Below are 15,803 nucleotides of genomic sequence, written 5' to 3' on the forward strand. Positions count from 1 at the left end.
CCGCGGCGGGGCAGTCAGGCGGCTAGTTCGTGGGGATATTCGTCGTAGGTTCGACCTCGAAGTTCGCGCCCAGCCGCCTTCTTGTTGCGACCTCCCCATTGCTTAAAGAAGAAGGCTGTTCCTGTTCTGCGGCATGCCTTCTCTATTTGTTCGACCCATTCAATTTCCATTGGGCGTGAAGCTGGGCCAGATTCCCCGCCAACGATCGCCCAATCAATTCCGTGCAAGTTTATTGATCCCACTGGGCCAATCAGTGGCTCAAAAGACACAAATCGAGTCATGCCGGAGATCGCAACGAGATGCGTGATCCGATTTACGACGGCTTCATCTTCCACTGAAGTACCAATCCACACCTGCGAGAGACGCGGGAGTTCCCCCAACGCGAACATCGCAGCCATACGCTCGGGGCGTTTTGTCAGGACTTGAAACTGATGCTGCGGGCACTGCGCCATTGTAGCCCAAACGGCCTGAATAAAGGCCGTCGGCACGTCTTCGTGAAACAGGTCAGCCATCGAATTCACGAAAATTCGTTTGCCGCGCTTCCAATTAATCGGATCGTTCAGCGTGGAAGAATCAACGTTGACGCGCCCGGTCCAAACGGTCCGCTTACCGCTTTTTCGCGTCGTTCCTTCGTACTTGGGATGCCCCATCGCCTGCAACCGGGCTGCCATTCGCATAGCATAACAATTAGTGCAGCCCGCAGACGCGACATTGCAGCCCGCTACCGGGTTCCAAGTGACATCGGTCCATTCAATCTCGGACGTTCCAGACATTACTTCAAAACCGCACTTGCAAGCTTGGACGCCAATCTAGCTCGGTCGCTCGGATTTGCCCACGCAAACATTAACGAAAATTCGTGAAGCCCGTTACGCCCTAGCGGCAGGACTTGGTCAACAACCCGCCCATGAAACGCCGCCTTCAGACGTTCCTTCGCAACATTTTCAAACCACTTTACGTCGACTGCGCGCTTCGAAACGGCTTGGCTATTCCCCCATAAATCGATCTGGCCCTTCTCTTCGGTTGCAACCACGTTTCGCCATTCGGTGGTGCCCAGCGCCTCATCAACGCTACGTCCACCGTCCTCCAAAACACCCCCGTCTTGGCGAACTTGGCGATACATGGCGAACACGGGTACAAGGTACCAGACATCTACAGCGGCAGTTTTTGCCAGCACTTCGAGGGTAGAATATTTTATCTGCAGGCCGAAGGGATCGATAAAAACAACAGCCCTAGTCGCTCGCCAATTCGTTGCTTTGCATAAGTCGATGAGCATCTGATTGGCATCGAACCGAGTCAGTTGAATCCGATCTTTGAGATGCGAAAAATCGGCGTTGATCGCGCTCCTCAGCGCCTCAACGTTGGATTTCTTCACGTCGTTCAGCAGATAGCGATCGAAATGCGGTTCGACCTTGAGAGCCCGGAGGGCTGACCCGACAATGATTTGATCAGCGTCCGCCACTGGCTTGGGGCTGCCGAGTAGGTGAATCTGATGATCTTCGGTTTGGCGTTCCGCCAGGACAGACTTTGGAATTGAAGAGCCTGAGCCTGCGCACACATCAACGTACAGTAACTCGAAATCCTGCTTCTTTAGAGCAGTCGTGTAGGTCGACAGGTACTTCTCAACGATTTCCAGTTTGCGTCGTGTATGTTCATCGCCAAATGCTTGCGCAACCATCGGCCCCTCCGAGGAACAAGTGGGGAACGGTAAATTGATTTCTGCTTAAATACAAATGGTTCGTGTTTCAGCGTCGCCGATCAAGCTAATCCAATCGCCCCTCAATTCCCCCGCTTCCGGTGCACGAAGAACGCCACCAGCAATATTCCCGTCACGATCCCGATCGCGCCGCCGCCGATCGTCGTGACGGTGCCGATCGCCTCGGCGGGAGGGACGGTGAGCGATGCGCCGTTTCGGATGTACATCACGAACCAGGCGGTGCCGGCCAGGATCAGCAAGTCGATCACCAGCATGCCGACCAGCGCGCGTGTGGATTTCTTCATCGGAAAAGCCCCCTCTCCCGCCCCGCGCGGGTGTGGCGCGGGGTGACGGGAGGCTATCACAGGTCAGCCCTTGGTCAATCGTGCTCCCGCCCGCCCGCGCCCATGTACAGTTCGCGGCCGGTTTCATTGTAGAGCTCGCTCATCGCGGCCATGCCTTTTTCCGCGTCCTCGGCGGCGATGAAGGTTTCGGCGCTCGCATTCTGCTTGGCCGCGAAGTCGCGCACCTCCTGCGTGATCTTCATCGAGCAGAATTTCGGCCCGCACATCGAACAGAAATGCGCGGTCTTGGCGCCTTCCGCGGGCAGCGTCTGGTCGTGATATTGCTCCGCCGTGTCGGGGTCGAGCGACAGGTTGAACTGGTCGCGCCAGCGGAATTCGAAGCGCGCGCGGCTGAGCGCGTCGTCGCGCAGCTTCGCCGCCGGATGCCCCTTCGCCAGATCGGCGGCGTGGGCGGCGAGCTTGTAGGTCACCACGCCTACCTTCACGTCGTCGCGGTCGGGCAGGCCGAGATGCTCCTTCGGCGTCACGTAACAGAGCATCGCCGTGCCGTACCACCCGATCATCGCCGCGCCGATGCCGCTGGTGATGTGATCGTAGCCGGGCGCGATGTCGGTCGTGAGCGGGCCGAGCGTGTAGAAGGGCGCCTCGCCGCACACCTCCAGCTGCTTGTCCATATTCTCCTTGATCTTGTGCATCGGCACGTGGCCGGGGCCCTCGATCATCACCTGCACGTCCTGCGCCCAGGCGCGGTGGGTGAGCTCGCCCAGCGTGTAGAGCTCGGCGAACTGCGCCTCGTCATTGGCGTCGGCGATGCTGCCGGGGCGCAGGCCGTCGCCGAGCGAATAGGCGATGTCGTACGCCTTCATGATCTCGGTGATTTCGTCGAAGCGTTCGTATAGGAAGCTCTCCTTGTGGTGCGCCAGGCACCATTTCGCCATGATCGACCCGCCGCGCGAGACGATGCCGGTGACGCGCTTGGCGGTGAGCGGGACGTAGGGCAGGCGGACGCCGGCGTGGATCGTGAAGTAATCGACGCCCTGTTCGGCCTGTTCGATCAGCGTGTCGCGGAAGATTTCCCAGGTCAGGTCCTCGGCAATGCCGCCGACCTTCTCCAGCGCCTGATAGATGGGGACGGTGCCGATCGGCACGGGCGAATTGCGGATGATCCATTCGCGCGTGTCGTGGATGTTGCGCCCGGTCGACAGGTCCATCACCGTGTCGGCACCCCAGCGGATCGACCAGACCATCTTGTCGACTTCGCTCGCGACGTCGCTGGCGACCGCGGAGTTGCCAATGTTGGCGTTGATCTTGACCAGGAAGTTGCGGCCGATCGCCATCGGTTCGGATTCGGGGTGGTTGATGTTGCTGGGGATGATCGCGCGGCCGCGCGCGACCTCGTCGCGGACGAACTCCGGTGTGACGTAATCGGGGATGGCGGCGCCGAAGCTTTCGCCGTCGCGGGCGTAGTTCGCGAGCATTTCGCGGCCGAGATTCTCGCGGGTAGCGACATACTCCATTTCGGGGGTGATGATGCCGCGGCGGGCATAGTGCATCTGGCTGACGTTCATGCCCGACTTGGCGCGCAGCGGGCGGCGCACGGGGTTGGGGAATTGCGGGACGCCGCCCGAGCGGTCGGGGCCGAGCTGGCCGTTGTCCTCGGGGCGGATTTCGCGGGCGTCGTAGCTCTCGACGTCGCCGCGCGCCTCGATCCATTGGCGGCGAAGGTTGGGCAGGCCGGCATGGATGTCGATCTTCGCGGTCGGGTCGGTGTAGGGGCCGCTGGTGTCATAGACGTTGAGCGGGGGTTCGCCCGACGACGGTTCGAGGTCGATCGCGCGCATCTTCACGCCCAAGGGGCCGACGCTGATCTTGCGCGATCCGCGGATCGGGCCGGTGGTCACGCCGATTTCGGTGCGGGCGGGGGCGTCGGCCATGCGTGTTCACTCCGTTGTCGGAGCGAGGACACGGATTTCGGATGAAAACCGCCCACTCCCTCCGCCGGTCTCAACCGGATCAGGTTCAGCGGGTCGGAGGCTGCGGCCTCCCTCTCAACCGCGACTGAGCGGTCCCCCGGGGATGGCCGATGGTAGGCGCGTTCTACACGGAATGAAAGGCGGCGCGGCGTAAATCCGCGCCGTCGGACGGGTTCGCTGCGCGACCCGCCGGCCGCCGCGGCGTCTCCGGGATTGCCACAGCAATCCCGGTGCGCCCGCTTACGGTTGCGCCGTGCTCGTCTTGACGTTGCCGTTCGCGCCGTTGGGGAAGAACCCGCCGGCCGTCGCCGCGGCCTTGGTCTGGTACGCGATGTTGAGCAGCGCGCCGGTGGTGCGGCTGTAGGCGATGCCGTTGGCGTCCGCGGGGACGATGTTCGACGTCGTCGCGTCGCCGGTGATGCCCTGATCGTCGTCGCCGCTGCCGTCGAGCGTGTCGCGCCAGTCGCTGAACTTGCCCGCCAGCGTGCGCAGGTTCGCGTTCGCCGCCCCCTTGGCGTAGAGCACCGTGCGGACCAGCCCAGCATGGTATGCCGTCGCCGCCAGCATCCCGGTCAGCCCCGCCAGCAGGGTCGCGTTGATGACGATCGGCGTCGCGCCCTTATAGCCGGTGACCGCGACGTCTTCGAAGATGAACGCGCCGAGCAGGAAATTCTCGTCGCTGGCGTAGGGGTCGAACGCCGCGCCCGCCCCGACGACGCCGGCGGCCTGCGCCGCGGTCGCGAACGCGCCGGTCGCGCTGCCATCGATATTTATGTTGGGCATCGCCACCGCCGCGGTGCCGAGCTGAGTGCGCAGGTAGTTGACGTGCGCCGCCTTTTCGAACGCGATTTCGCGGGCATATTGCGCGACCAGCGGATCCGCGAAGGCGACCGCGCGCCCACCCGTTACCGTGCCGCCCGCCGCGCCCGCGCCGCTGGCGGTCAGCGTCCCCGGCAGACCCGTGCCATAGACCGCATACGAGTAATATTGGGCGAACAGATATTCGAAATTGAGCACCAGGTTGACCGCGTCAATGTCCGATTGCGACGGTCCGGTAGCGGTCGAGGTCGGCGTGGGAGTCGGGCTGGACGTTGGCGTTGGCGTGGGTGAGCCGCCGCCCCCGCCGCACGCACTCAACAGGCCGAGCCCGCCGATGGTGGCCGCCCCGCTGCCCGCGAGGGTGAGGAAGCGCCGGCGTTCGGCGCGCTTGCGTTCGGTCGCGTCGAGCATGGCGAGCGCGGAATCGTTGTCGGTCATGATGGTCTCCGTTCGCTCGCCGTTCAGTTTGCCGCGCTGGTCTTGATGTTGCCGTTCATGCCGGCCGGGAAGAACCCGCCGGTCGAAACCGCCGCGCTGTTCAGATAGAGGACATTCAGCACTTGGCCGGTGCTGCGCGCAAAGGCCAGTCCGTCGCCATCGAGCGGCGCGACGTTCGACGCGGCACCGCCATTGAGCGTCACCGGGCCGATCCCCTGATCGAGATCGGTGGTCGTGCCATCGAGGCTGTCGCGGGCATCGGACAGCGCGCCTGCCGAGGTTCGCAAGCTCGGCGTCGTCGCGCCCCGGTCATAGAGCGTGGTGCGGATGATCGCGGCATGATAGGCCTCGACCGCCATGATCCCTGCCAGCGCCTCGACATAGGTGCGGTTGAGGATCATCGGCGCCGCGCTCTTGTACGCCGTCACGCCGAGATCCTCGAAGACGAAAGCACCGAGCAGGAAGTTCTGGGGCGACGCATAGGGATCGAACGCCACGCCCGCGCCGACCAGCCCGGCCGAACGGGCGATGGTCGAAAAGGCGCTGGTCGCGGTCGCGCTGATGTCGATCGCGGGCTGCACCACCGCCGACGTCCCGAGCTGCGTGCGCAGGAACTTGACGTGGGCGAGCTCGTCGGCGGCCATTTCGCGGGCATAGTCGCGCACCAGCGCATCCGAATCGAGATTGTCGACGCGCCGCGCATTGGTCGCGGTCACCGCGCCCGGGCTGGTCCCGAGCAGCGTGGTGTCGATGCCCGCACCGCCGGCCGCATAAGCGTAGAACTGCGCCTTCAGATATTTGATGTTCAGCGCGAAGTTGAGGATGTCGGCGTCGGTCACGGTCTGCGCGAATGCGCGTTCGGATATGGCAAGCGCCGTCGCGCCGATCGCCGCGGCGCCGATCGCCACCTTGAAAAATTCGCGCCGTTCCGAACGCTGCCTGACTCTCGAATCGAACGCTTCGAGCAACTGGTCTTCGGCCATGCCGTTTTCCTCTTCTTCCGCAATCCTTGGGGGCAGACATTCTCTTGTGCCGGAATTGGACGGCATCAAGGCAGATTCGTGCTAGCCCCGCGTTTGGGCACACGGCAACCCGCTAAATGTCGCAGACGCTCCCCGATCGGCGCGTTCAGAAGGTGTAGGCCAGCCCCAGCATACCGATCCACTGGTTGCGGTCGCCGGCAATCGAGACGACCGGCGAGCGGGCGAAATCGTTGAGCAGACGGGTATAGGTCGCGCCGCCGACGATCTTGAATCCGTGGAGCAAGTCGCCGGTCAACGCCACCGTGCCGATCGCGCCGGCCGACCAGTCCTTCCACCCCTTTCGCGTCGTGAAGACCGGCAGGCCGCTCGCCAGGCTCTGCGCCGCGTCGACGTCGAAATAGGCCTTGCCATATCCCCGCTCGGCATAATCGGCCGAGGCGAACAGTCCGACCGCCGTCTTGCGCGACAGGGGCGTGAAATAGTTGATCGTCGGCGTCCAGATGCCGGCCCGGTGCGCCCCGGTTACGCCCTTGCGGTAGCTGACCGACAGCGACAGCCGGTCATAGTCGCTGGTAACGACGCCGGTCCTGCCGATGCCGACGTACCCGCCGACCTCCAGCGCGGTGGACCGCTTGCCGAGCGCCCGGACGCGCGGGTCGTCGATGTTCTTGAGGATCGAGCGGTTGAAGTTGAGCACCCCGACCGGACCCGCCTGAATATCCCAGCCCGGCCCGGGCTTGTCGGGAATCAGGTCCACCGACGCGCGGTTGCCCGCCACGATGAAGTTGAACCCGCCGACCGAGCCGATCGCCCCGGGTCCGACGCGCCAGACGTAATGGTCCGACCCTTCATAGTCGTTGAGGTAGATGCCCCCCGCGCCGATCGTCACCGAATCGCCGCCCACGTCGAGCGTCGCGGGGGCGGTGGGCGGCGTGGTGGACGCGTCCTGCGCGAAGACCGGGCCGGCCGCCGCGGCAAGAGCAATGGCGGTCAGGCAAGAAACAAGACGCACAGGCAAACTCCGGCAAAAAAACAAGGTCGTGACGAGGCGGCAACGCCCCATGCGCGCGTTTCGCTCCGTCAGAACATGTAGCGCATCGTGACCTGTTGCGTCTGGGCAACGCCATCGACCGCGAACGCCGCCGAGGAAAAACGCGGCGGGCCGAAGCGGATGGCGGGATTGCGCGAGAAGCCGAACCCTTCACGCGGGATGCCGGCGAACGTGTCGAGCCGGGCGTTCGAATTTTCGTCGTGGATCACTGCGGCGGCGTAGTTGCCGGGGGCGAGGCCGGCGATGCGGATGTCGTGCTGGGTGGCAGGGACCGATCGCGTGATCGCACGCTTGTCATCGATACAGCCGGGAAAGTTGGCGGGATCGGCAGTCAGGCAGACGCGGATCATGCCCTTGCCGGACCGCAGCCCCGTGATCGACAGGTCAAGGCTCGCCGCCGGGGCGCCGTTCGCGGGCAGGATCGCCACCAGCACGCCCAACGCGGCGAGCCGCAGGGTCGAACGCCCCGACTCCCCTGTCGGTCCCGCACAATCGATCCCAGAATCGAAAATAGAGCCCATAGTTACACCTGTACTCGGCGTGATGCCGCTGATGATGGCTGGCCGTGATCAGCCATTCCCCGATTGCGCCGCGCCACATGAACCGCGGGAAAATCTCCCAGCCCATATGATTGGTCACCCCCATAACCGTCATGATTCCCAGCACCAAGCCAAGCGCGCCGACATGGATCGGAATAACGAATACCAGCAGCGGAATGACCACGGCGCCGGTCAGCGCCTCGACCGGGTGGAACGCCATCGCCGCCCAAGCGGTCGGCGGACGGCTGGCGTGATGGACGGCGTGGGCGAGCTTGAACGGTCCGGGGCGATGCATCCAGCGATGCGTCCAGTAGAACCAGGTGTCGTGTGCGGCGAGATAGAACAGCACCGACAGCGGCAGATACCAGAGCGGCCAAGCGTGGACGTCGGTGTAGATCTGCGTCCAGCCGCGATCGCGCCACCCCCAGGCGACGATCCCCGCCGGCGCGCCGTAGATCGCGGCGGAGGCGAGGCTCCACCCGATCTCGCGCCGGATCTGTTTGTCGAGCCCGGCATAGAGGCCAGGCCGCACGGCGCGCGTCGCCAGCGCGAACGCGCCCGAACTCGCGAGATAGCGCAAGCCTACGATCAGCGTCATCGCTGCGGCCGAAACGAGAATGGCGAGGACAGCCGTCACTAGGACACCCTATCGCTCCGTCCCGTTCAAGGCGACTCCCCGCGCGCGCATCGATGTGCCAACCTGTGCGCCGGATGGCCGCGAGTCGGCAAAACGGGGAGATTCGGGATGATCAAGGCGCGTCTGGCGATCGTGGGGGCATCGATCCTGTCGGTGGGGGCGGCGCCCGCCGACATGCTGCCGTTGAAACAGGGCATCTTCGTACCCGTCGGCAGCGCGTGCAAGGGCGCGTCGAACGCGGAGATGGTCAATTACTGGGGCGGCAAAAGCTCGATCGGCGTCGCGCAAGCCACCTGCACGATCAAGAAACTGGTCAAGGCGGGCACGACCTACACCGTCACGGATTTGTGCAAAGACTTGCAGAGCGGCTACGCCATCGATGGCGAACCGCGGGTGCTGAAGATCGCCAGCCCGACGCAGTTCAGCATGGACGGCACGTCCTACCGCTATTGCGGCCCCAAGCCGCAATGGTGACTAACCCTACGACGCGATGACGGTCAGGCGTTCTCGCCGGCGGCGAGGCGCTTGATCTTTTCCTCGAACCGGGCGTCCGACAGCGCCTTGGCCTTGCGGAGCGCGAAGCCGACCGCGCCGAACCCGACGAGCAGCATGCCCCAGGTCGCCGCTTCGGGAAGCCGCGACGGCACGGCGGCGAGGACCACGGCGGACCCCGCCTTGTGGTTCAGCGTGATGCGGTCGAGATCCGACGCCGAAATCTTGTAGATCCGCATCGATTTGCCGGGCGCGCCCTTATCGTCGTCGTACTGGACGCCGACATAGACCGTACCGTTGAGCACGCCGGGGAAATTGACCGTGTGCGACCCATTGAGCGAGCCGAGAAAGGCATTGCTGGGCAACCCGCGATAGGTGACGGCGGGTCCGTCATAGCCGAGCTTCGCCAGCGCCGCATTGAGTTCGGGATCGCGCACCGAGTCGAGCACGCCGCTATTGTCGCGATCGGCGCAGCCGGTCAGGGTCGAGCCGACGCCAAGCGAGAGGTCGGTCGCGCACGCGCCATCGACCGACACCGCCGCATAAGCGGGCGCGCCGACAACCATCGCGGCGAACAGCGCCGCCCCCCAGACAATAGACTTCATCATATCCCCTCGCCCGAAGGCGACTCGTATCCTGTTAATCGCGCGTTAGCATCAATCGCCCGCGCTGTCAGCGTTGCGCCCGACCCTGTCCCGATCCGGCACGCTAACTATCCCCCTATGCACCGCCAGCCTGCCAGGCGCGGATCGATTCGACCGGGTAAGTGAGCATCAGCACGTTGAGCGTCAGATTGTCGCGGATCACCGCGAGTGCGAGCAGTTCGAAGAAGATCGCGATCCCGACCGTCCACCACACCGGAAAGCGCCGCGCGAGCGCGAAGCCGATCACCATCATGCCGATGTCTGCCATCGAATTGAGGATCGAATCGCCCGAATAGCCGACCGCCGCGGTCGCCGCGCGATAGCGGTCGATGATGATCGGCGAGTTTTCGAGCAATTCCCAGCTTCCCTCGATCGCGACGGCGAACGGCAACGCCCAGAGCCGCGCGCGGCCCGGCAGGACGAGCCATGCCAAAGCATAAAAAAGGAAGCCGTGGATGATGTGGCTGAGCGAATACCAGTCAGAAATCTGCTGGCTGTTTTCGGCGGACCATACGGCGCCGGTCCACAGCTTGACCGTCCCGCATGGGCAGATCGGCGGGCGATGCCAGCTGAACTCGATCGCGCAATAGATCGCGACAAGCGCGATCGCGGCGATCGTCGCGCGGCGATCGACGGTAATGGGCCCCCTCGTCATGGCGGGGATGCTAGCGAGCGGGCCGGCGACCGCCAAGGGGTTTGCCCCGCGCGCGCATTCGGGTAGCGGGACCTATGCCCGCGATCATCCAGTGCGACGTGGCGATCGTCGGTGGCGGACTCGCCGGCGGGCTGATCGCGCTCGCGCTGCGCAAGAAGCGGCCCGATATCGACGTCCGGCTGATCGAACCGGGGCCAATCGGCGGCGATCACGTCTGGTCGTTCTTTTCGGGCGACGTCGTCGAGGCCGACCGCTGGCTCGCAGCCCCGCTCGTTTCCTATCGCTGGCCTGCCTATGACGTGGCGTTTCCTGGACATCGCCAGACGCTCGACCAAAGCTATTATTCCATCGAATCCGAACGGTTCGCCGGGGTGGTCGGCGCAGCACTGACGCCCGATCAACGGATCGCAGCGAAGGCGGTCGGCGTCGGTGCTGGGGCGGTCGTGCTCGCCAATGGCGATCGGATCGAGGCGCGTGGGGTGATCGACGCGCGCGGCGCGGCCGACATGAGTGCCCTCGAGCTCGGCTGGCAGAAATTCGCCGGCCGCGAGCTGGTGCTGGTCGAACCGCATGGGATCGAGCGACCGATCGTAATGGACGCGACGGTCGACCAGATCGACGGCTATCGCTTCGTCTATTGCCTGCCGTTCGGCGAGCGGCGAATGTTCGTCGAGGACACCTATTACAGCGATACGCCCGACATCGACCGCGCTGTGCTCAACGAGCGGATTCTGGCCTATGCCGCCAGCCGGGGTTGGCACGTAGAGAGCATCGGGCGCGAAGAGTCGGGCGCGCTGCCGGTCGCGATCGGCGGGGATTTCGACGCCCTTTGGGGCGTCGGCGGGGCCAAGATCGCCAAAGCGGGGCTGCGCGCCGGGCTGTTCCACCCGACCACCGGCTATTCGTTGCCCGACGCGATCCGGCTAGCGGTCGCGGTTGCCGAGGCAAGCGACCTGTCGTCCGCCGCGCTCCACGATTTGACCTACCGCATGGCGAAGCGCGCCTGGGACGACCGCGGTTTCTATCGCATGCTCGACGCCATGCTGTTCCACGCCGCCGAGCCCGAGGAGCGTTACCGGATCTTTGAGCGCTTTTATCGCCTCAACCCCGCGCTTATAGGCCGCTTCTATGCCGGACGATCGACGATGAGAGACAAGGCGCGAATTCTGACGGGCAAGCCGCCAATTCCGATCGGCCGCGCGATCGCCGCCATTCGAGGCGCACGATGATAGTCAAACCTGCTGTGCTCCGGCGCAGGCCGGAGCTCTGGCCACAGGCGGCGCGCAAGGTTGCCAACGCTCCGGCCTGCGCCGGAGCACAGTGCTTTGTTGCCAGAGAGGCATCACGATGAAGTCGGCGATCATCGTCGGTGCCGGCTTCGGCGGGCTGGCGCTCGGCATCAGGCTGCAATCGGCGGGGGTCGCGACCACGATCGTCGAGGCGCGCGACAAGCCCGGCGGGCGCGGCTATTTCTGGGAGAAGGACGGCTTCACGTTCGACGCCGGACCGACGGTCATCACCGACCCGAACGCGCTCAACGAATTGTGGAAGCTGTCGGGACGCGACATATCCGAGGACGTCGAGCTGATGCCGGTGATGCCGTTCTACCGGCTCAATTGGCGCGACGGGACGAACTTCGACTATTCGAACGACGAGGCGCAGTTGCGCGCCGAAATCGCGCGGCTCAGCACCGACGACGTCGCCGGATACCAGCGCTTCCTCGATTATTCGGCGGGCGTCTATCACGAGGGGTACGAGAAGCTCGGCACCACCGCGTTCCTCGATTTCGGCCAGATGGTGAAGGCCGCGCCCGCCTTGATGCGATACCAGGCGTGGCGATCGGTCTATTCGATCGTCTCCAGTTACGTGAAGAACGAGAAGCTCCGCCAGGCGCTGAGCTTCCATACGCTGCTGGTCGGCGGCAATCCGTTCACGACAAGCTCGGTCTATGCGCTTATCCACAAGCTGGAGAAGGACGGCGGCGTGTGGTTCGCGAAAGGCGGCACCAACCGGCTGGTGGCGGGGATGGTCGCGTTGTTCGAGCGGCTCGGCGGGACGATCCGGCTCGGGGATCCGGTCGCGAGTATCGAGACTCTAGGTGACCACGCGACCGGCGTCGTCACGCAAAGCGGCTGGCGCGGCGAGGCAGAGGCGGTCGCGACCAACGCCGACGTGATGCACTCGTATCGCGACTTGCTCGGCACGTCGCGAAGCGCACAGCGGACCGTGCGCGGGCTAAAGAAGAAAAGCTGGTCGCCCTCGTTGTTCCTCGTTCATTTCGGGGTCAAGGGGACGTGGCCGGGCATTCCGCACCACATGATCCTGTTCGGCCCGCGCTATAAGGAACTGCTCGCCGACATTTACGATCACGGCGTGCTGGCGGAGGATTTCTCGCTCTATCTCCACCACCCGACCGTCACCGACCCATCGATGGCGCCGGAGGGGCATTCAACCTTTTACGTGCTGGCCCCGGTGCCGCACATGGGCAAGTTCCCGGTCGACTGGGACGAGATCGCGCCAGTGCTTGAAAAGCGCATCCTCGACGAGATCGGGCAGCGGCTGATCCCCGACATCCACGAGCGGATCGTCACCAAGTTCAGCTACGCCCCGAACGATTTCGCGCACGACCTGAACGCGCATCTGGGCAGTGCGTTCAGCCTCGAGCCGACGCTGATGCAGAGCGCCTATTTCCGCGTCCACAACCGCGACCCGCACATCGCCAACCTGTATTTCGTCGGCGCCGGCACGCATCCCGGCGCGGGGATTCCGGGCGTGGTGGGGAGCGCGAAGGCCACGGCGCGGCTGATGCTGGAGAAGAAATGACCTCCGCCGCCGTCAAGTGCGCCGTTATCGCTGCGCTGGCATCAATCACTTCGGCCAATGCTCAGTGCGTGCCACCCGACTGCTACCCGACCATGCCAGCCCTGCCGCCGACGGCCTCCGCCGCTGTACGGTCGGTCTGTGGCGGTCGAGATGGGCTGGTCCTAGTCGTCACGCTGATCAACGATTCCAGGATCTGGGTTCCCGGCAACCCAGATATTTGGAACACGGAGCTCCGTGTCGACGGCCGCATCCTCAAACCCACCTTCAAGACGCGTGGTCCTGTGCGCTGGATCGAGCCAGGGCATTTTCTGGACAATGTCCGCTACCGCGCGGATCTGCCAGCGGGGCTGACGGGCACCGCCGAACTCAGTATCGGTTTCGAGCCAACGATCACGTTCAACCTCGACACACTCAACTCTTGCCCCTGGTGACCATGAAACGCCTCGCCGTTTATTGCGGATCGGCCAGCCCGAGCGAACCGCGTTACATCGACAATGCCCGCCATGTCGGACGTAGCCTTGCGGAACGGGGAATCGGTGTCGTTTACGGCGGCGGGCGGCTCGGGCTGATGGGGGCGGTGGCCGACAGCGCGCTCGCCGCGGGGGGCGAGGTGATCGGGATCATCCCCGAGGCGCTGGTCGCCGCCGAAGTCGCGCACAAGGGTCTGACCGAGCTCCGGGTCGTCGGCACCATGCACCAGCGCAAGCAGGCCTTCACCGATCTTTCGGACGGCTTCGTCACGCTGCCCGGCGGGACGGGCACGATGGACGAATTGTGGGAAGCGCTGAGCTGGGCGCAGATCGGCTATCACGCCAAGCCGGTCGGGCTGCTCAACCTCGACGGCTATTATGACGGGCTGATCGAATTCTGGGAGAAGATGGCGGAGGTCGGGTTCGTGCGGCCGCAGCATGTCGGGCTGCTGATCGTCGCCGATACGCTGGAGGATTTGCTCGACAAGATGGCGACGGCCAAGCCCACGGTCACGGTCGGCCAGATCGGCGCGAAGGATTTGTGAGGGAGCAATACTATCGCCGTGCTCCGGCGCAGGCCGGAGCGTTGGCAATCGCGAACGCAGCCGATGAGGCCGGCGCTCCGGCCTGCGCCGGAGCACGAAAGTGAATAGCGGCGACCTCCCCAGCCGCGCCGCGATCGTCGCGACGGCGCGGGAGTCGATCGCCAGGGGCTCGAAGAGTTTCTACGCTGCCTCCCTGCTGTTCGACCGCCGCACGCGGGAACGCGCGTGGCTGCTCTACGCCTGGTGCCGGCGGTGCGACGACCTCGCCGACGGGCAGGATCACGGTCATGCGTTGAGCGCGGTGCCCGATCCCGCCGCGCGCCTCGCGCGGATGCGGGCGATGACCGACGCGGCGCTGGCGGGCGAACTGGTCGGCGACCCGGCGTTCGACGCACTCAGGATCGTCGCGGCCGAGACCGGCCTGCCGCACCGTTTCGCGCACGACCTGGTCGAAGGGTTCCGGCTCGACCTCGAGGATTGGCGGCCGCGGTCGGAGAAGGATCTTTATCGTTATTGCTACCATGTCGCGGGCGTCGTCGGGTGCATGATGGCGGTGGTGATGGGCGTCGATCCCCGGGACGAGGATACGCTCGATCGCGCGTGCGACCTGGGAATCGCGTTCCAGCTCGCCAATATCGCGCGCGACGTGGAGGAGGATGATCGCGGCGGGCGCTGCTATCTGCCCGAGGAATGGCTGGTCGAAATGGATTTCCCGCCCGGCCAGCACATGAAGCCGCCGTTCCGCCATCGCCTCGCGGTGCTGGCGAAATGGCTGGTCGACTATGCCGCCGATTATGAGGCGAGCGCACGGATCGGCACGCCGAAACTCCCGTTCCGCGCAGCCTGGGCGGTGCTGGCGGCGGCGGGGATTTACGGCGACATCGGCCGCGCGGTGGTGGCGGGCGGCGAGCATGCCTGGGACCATCGCGTCACCACCTCCGCCGCCGCCAAGCTCCGCTGGATCATGCGTGCCGGGGGACAGGCGATGCAGCGCAAGCGCCTCTATCCGCCCGCCCCGCGCGATCCGGATTTGTGGACGCGGCCACGCGGTTGACGCGCCGCTAACCACAGCCCTTGTCGAAGCGACAAGAACAACGCCGCTAAATCATTCGTATGACGATGCTTTCTCTCAAATTGTCGCGCGCCCTGTCCGGTGGACGCGCCGAGCCGCCGCCCCCGGCGGATCGCGCATCGTTGCTGGTCACGCTGCTACGCAAGCGCGCCGCCGCGCACAACACCGGCGCCGAGGAACTCGAGGCGATGTTGCGCGACCAGATCCGCTGGGCGCTGCCGATGGCGACGCCCGAGGAACCAGCGTCAGTTGATTAAGGGGTCGCCGGGCCGCGCCCGGTGAAAGTGACGCTCGGCGAGGAAACAGCCGAGCAAGGGCGCGGCGACGCTCATCGCCTGCATCCACAACGGCTGCGCCAGTTGCGTCAGGTTCCAGATGCCAAGCGCGACGATCAGCCCGCCGACGATCCACCCGGCCGGGCGCCATTGCGCGATGCGCAAGGCGACGAACGCGGCGGCCACGCCCGCGACCAGCCAGCCCGCGGTCACCAGCACCTGCCCGGCAACTGGCATGCGCACCACATAGTTCGCAAGCATATCGGCGTCCGAAACAGGATCGACCGGCGACGGAAACCAGCGCGCCGCCATTTCCCAGCTAAGGTCGATCAGCGCGATGGCGACGACCAGTCCGACGATGATGGCGATGACTTTCCGCATGCCATCCC

Annotated in this window: 19 protein-coding genes and 1 riboswitch; of the genes, 7 read left to right on the forward strand and 12 right to left on the reverse strand. The window is 64.9% G+C overall.

What is annotated here, in order from left to right:
• Window positions 1-14 precede the first annotated feature (14 nt).
• The 9 genes from J0J06_RS10455 to J0J06_RS10495 form a co-directional block, all read right to left on the reverse strand.
• On the reverse strand, window positions 15-773 hold the full coding sequence (locus J0J06_RS10455) for a DUF5131 family protein (protein ID WP_294041691.1): 759 nt from the start codon (window positions 771-773) through the stop codon (window positions 15-17).
• On the reverse strand, window positions 773-1,675 hold the full coding sequence (tcmP, locus tag J0J06_RS10460; RefSeq protein WP_294041693.1) for a three-Cys-motif partner protein TcmP: 903 nt from the start codon (window positions 1,673-1,675) through the stop codon (window positions 773-775). Before tcmP ends, J0J06_RS10455 begins: the two co-directional genes overlap by 1 nt.
• A gap of 101 nt (window positions 1,676-1,776) precedes the next feature.
• Window positions 1,777-1,998, reverse strand: coding sequence for a hypothetical protein (locus J0J06_RS10465; protein ID WP_294041695.1), 222 nt, complete (start codon window positions 1,996-1,998; stop codon window positions 1,777-1,779).
• 74 nt (window positions 1,999-2,072) lie between these two features.
• Window positions 2,073-3,932 carry a phosphomethylpyrimidine synthase ThiC gene (gene thiC / locus J0J06_RS10470; protein ID WP_294041697.1) on the reverse strand — a complete coding sequence of 620 codons (1,860 nt, stop codon included), beginning with the start codon at window positions 3,930-3,932 and terminating at the stop codon, window positions 2,073-2,075.
• Between the two features lie 38 nt (window positions 3,933-3,970).
• A riboswitch (TPP riboswitch) is annotated at window positions 3,971-4,081 on the reverse strand.
• Window positions 4,082-4,211: 130 nt separating this feature from the next.
• Entirely contained in the window at window positions 4,212-5,228 is a 1,017-nt protein-coding gene (locus J0J06_RS10475) for a ferritin-like domain-containing protein (RefSeq protein WP_294041699.1), read from the reverse strand.
• 23 nt (window positions 5,229-5,251) lie between these two features.
• The gene (locus tag J0J06_RS10480; RefSeq protein ID WP_294041701.1) at window positions 5,252-6,211 is read right to left on the reverse strand and encodes a ferritin-like domain-containing protein; all 960 of its coding nucleotides are present in this window, start codon (window positions 6,209-6,211) and stop codon (window positions 5,252-5,254) included.
• A 145-nt stretch (window positions 6,212-6,356) separates the two neighbouring features.
• Entirely contained in the window at window positions 6,357-7,223 is an 867-nt protein-coding gene (locus J0J06_RS10485; protein ID WP_294041703.1) for a MipA/OmpV family protein, read from the reverse strand.
• Window positions 7,224-7,291: 68 nt separating this feature from the next.
• Window positions 7,292-7,690, reverse strand: coding sequence for a DUF2141 domain-containing protein (locus J0J06_RS10490; RefSeq protein WP_294041705.1), 399 nt, complete (start codon window positions 7,688-7,690; stop codon window positions 7,292-7,294).
• Entirely contained in the window at window positions 7,647-8,399 is a 753-nt protein-coding gene (locus tag J0J06_RS10495; protein ID WP_294042480.1) for a sterol desaturase family protein, read from the reverse strand. The genes J0J06_RS10490 and J0J06_RS10495 overlap by 44 nt, the downstream gene beginning before the upstream one ends.
• A gap of 147 nt (window positions 8,400-8,546) precedes the next feature.
• On the opposite strand from J0J06_RS10495, the gene J0J06_RS10500 reads away from it, so the two are divergent.
• Window positions 8,547-8,912, forward strand: a complete 366-nt coding sequence (locus J0J06_RS10500; protein WP_294041706.1) for a hypothetical protein — start codon at window positions 8,547-8,549, stop codon at window positions 8,910-8,912.
• A 23-nt stretch (window positions 8,913-8,935) separates the two neighbouring features.
• Here J0J06_RS10500 and J0J06_RS10505 read toward each other — a convergent pair whose 3' ends face one another.
• A complete protein-coding gene (locus J0J06_RS10505; protein WP_294041708.1) occupies window positions 8,936-9,538 on the reverse strand; it encodes a PEP-CTERM sorting domain-containing protein in 603 nt (200 codons plus the stop codon).
• A 112-nt stretch (window positions 9,539-9,650) separates the two neighbouring features.
• Window positions 9,651-10,229, reverse strand: a complete 579-nt coding sequence (locus tag J0J06_RS10510) for a DUF2585 domain-containing protein (RefSeq protein WP_294041710.1) — start codon at window positions 10,227-10,229, stop codon at window positions 9,651-9,653.
• A 74-nt stretch (window positions 10,230-10,303) separates the two neighbouring features.
• Here J0J06_RS10510 and crtY point away from each other — a divergent pair, with 74 nt between their 5' ends.
• From crtY to J0J06_RS10540, 6 genes are all read left to right on the forward strand, one after another.
• A complete protein-coding gene (gene crtY / locus J0J06_RS10515; RefSeq protein ID WP_294041712.1) occupies window positions 10,304-11,458 on the forward strand; it encodes a lycopene beta-cyclase CrtY in 1,155 nt (384 codons plus the stop codon).
• A gap of 118 nt (window positions 11,459-11,576) precedes the next feature.
• Window positions 11,577-13,052, forward strand: coding sequence for a phytoene desaturase (locus tag J0J06_RS10520; RefSeq protein WP_294041714.1), 1,476 nt, complete (start codon window positions 11,577-11,579; stop codon window positions 13,050-13,052).
• The gene (locus tag J0J06_RS10525) at window positions 13,049-13,483 is read left to right on the forward strand and encodes a hypothetical protein (RefSeq protein ID WP_294041716.1); all 435 of its coding nucleotides are present in this window, start codon (window positions 13,049-13,051) and stop codon (window positions 13,481-13,483) included. The genes J0J06_RS10520 and J0J06_RS10525 overlap by 4 nt, the downstream gene beginning before the upstream one ends.
• A 2-nt stretch (window positions 13,484-13,485) precedes the next feature.
• Window positions 13,486-14,067 (forward strand): TIGR00730 family Rossman fold protein, encoded by a 582-nt coding sequence (locus J0J06_RS10530; RefSeq protein WP_294042482.1) that lies wholly within the window; start codon window positions 13,486-13,488, stop codon window positions 14,065-14,067.
• A 100-nt stretch (window positions 14,068-14,167) separates the two neighbouring features.
• Complete coding sequence (locus J0J06_RS10535; protein WP_294041718.1) at window positions 14,168-15,121, forward strand: phytoene/squalene synthase family protein; 954 nt, start codon at window positions 14,168-14,170, stop codon at window positions 15,119-15,121.
• 59 nt (window positions 15,122-15,180) lie between these two features.
• Window positions 15,181-15,396, forward strand: coding sequence for a hypothetical protein (locus J0J06_RS10540; protein ID WP_294041719.1), 216 nt, complete (start codon window positions 15,181-15,183; stop codon window positions 15,394-15,396).
• On the opposite strand, the gene J0J06_RS10545 is transcribed toward J0J06_RS10540, so the two are convergent.
• Window positions 15,385-15,795 (reverse strand): hypothetical protein, encoded by a 411-nt coding sequence (locus J0J06_RS10545; RefSeq protein ID WP_294041721.1) that lies wholly within the window; start codon window positions 15,793-15,795, stop codon window positions 15,385-15,387. The genes J0J06_RS10540 and J0J06_RS10545 overlap by 12 nt on opposite strands.
• Window positions 15,796-15,803 lie beyond the last annotated feature (8 nt).

The organism is Sphingomonas sp. (genome assembly GCF_017304615.1).
Classification (GTDB): Bacteria; Pseudomonadota; Alphaproteobacteria; order Sphingomonadales; family Sphingomonadaceae; genus Sphingomonas.

What these genes read in the sequence shown, in the direction of transcription:
- J0J06_RS10455 (WP_294041691.1), bottom strand. Translation starts at nt 773, where the DNA reads ATGTCTGGAACGTCCGAGATTGAATGGACCGATGTCACTTGGAACCCG.
- tcmP (WP_294041693.1), bottom strand. Translation starts at nt 1,675, where the DNA reads ATGGTTGCGCAAGCATTTGGCGATGAACATACACGACGCAAACTGGAA.
- J0J06_RS10465 (WP_294041695.1), bottom strand. Translation starts at nt 1,998, where the DNA reads ATGAAGAAATCCACACGCGCGCTGGTCGGCATGCTGGTGATCGACTTG.
- thiC (WP_294041697.1), bottom strand. Translation starts at nt 3,932, where the DNA reads ATGGCCGACGCCCCCGCCCGCACCGAAATCGGCGTGACCACCGGCCCG.
- J0J06_RS10475 (WP_294041699.1), bottom strand. Translation starts at nt 5,228, where the DNA reads ATGACCGACAACGATTCCGCGCTCGCCATGCTCGACGCGACCGAACGC.
- J0J06_RS10480 (WP_294041701.1), bottom strand. Translation starts at nt 6,211, where the DNA reads ATGGCCGAAGACCAGTTGCTCGAAGCGTTCGATTCGAGAGTCAGGCAG.
- J0J06_RS10495 (WP_294042480.1), bottom strand. Translation starts at nt 8,399, where the DNA reads ATGACGCTGATCGTAGGCTTGCGCTATCTCGCGAGTTCGGGCGCGTTC.
- J0J06_RS10500 (WP_294041706.1), top strand. Translation starts at nt 8,547, where the DNA reads ATGATCAAGGCGCGTCTGGCGATCGTGGGGGCATCGATCCTGTCGGTG.
- J0J06_RS10505 (WP_294041708.1), bottom strand. Translation starts at nt 9,538, where the DNA reads ATGATGAAGTCTATTGTCTGGGGGGCGGCGCTGTTCGCCGCGATGGTT.
- J0J06_RS10510 (WP_294041710.1), bottom strand. Translation starts at nt 10,229, where the DNA reads ATGACGAGGGGGCCCATTACCGTCGATCGCCGCGCGACGATCGCCGCG.
- crtY (WP_294041712.1), top strand. Translation starts at nt 10,304, where the DNA reads ATGCCCGCGATCATCCAGTGCGACGTGGCGATCGTCGGTGGCGGACTC.
- J0J06_RS10520 (WP_294041714.1), top strand. Translation starts at nt 11,577, where the DNA reads ATGAAGTCGGCGATCATCGTCGGTGCCGGCTTCGGCGGGCTGGCGCTC.
- J0J06_RS10525 (WP_294041716.1), top strand. Translation starts at nt 13,049, where the DNA reads ATGACCTCCGCCGCCGTCAAGTGCGCCGTTATCGCTGCGCTGGCATCA.
- J0J06_RS10530 (WP_294042482.1), top strand. Translation starts at nt 13,486, where the DNA reads ATGAAACGCCTCGCCGTTTATTGCGGATCGGCCAGCCCGAGCGAACCG.
- J0J06_RS10540 (WP_294041719.1), top strand. Translation starts at nt 15,181, where the DNA reads ATGACGATGCTTTCTCTCAAATTGTCGCGCGCCCTGTCCGGTGGACGC.
- J0J06_RS10545 (WP_294041721.1), bottom strand. Translation starts at nt 15,795, where the DNA reads ATGCGGAAAGTCATCGCCATCATCGTCGGACTGGTCGTCGCCATCGCG.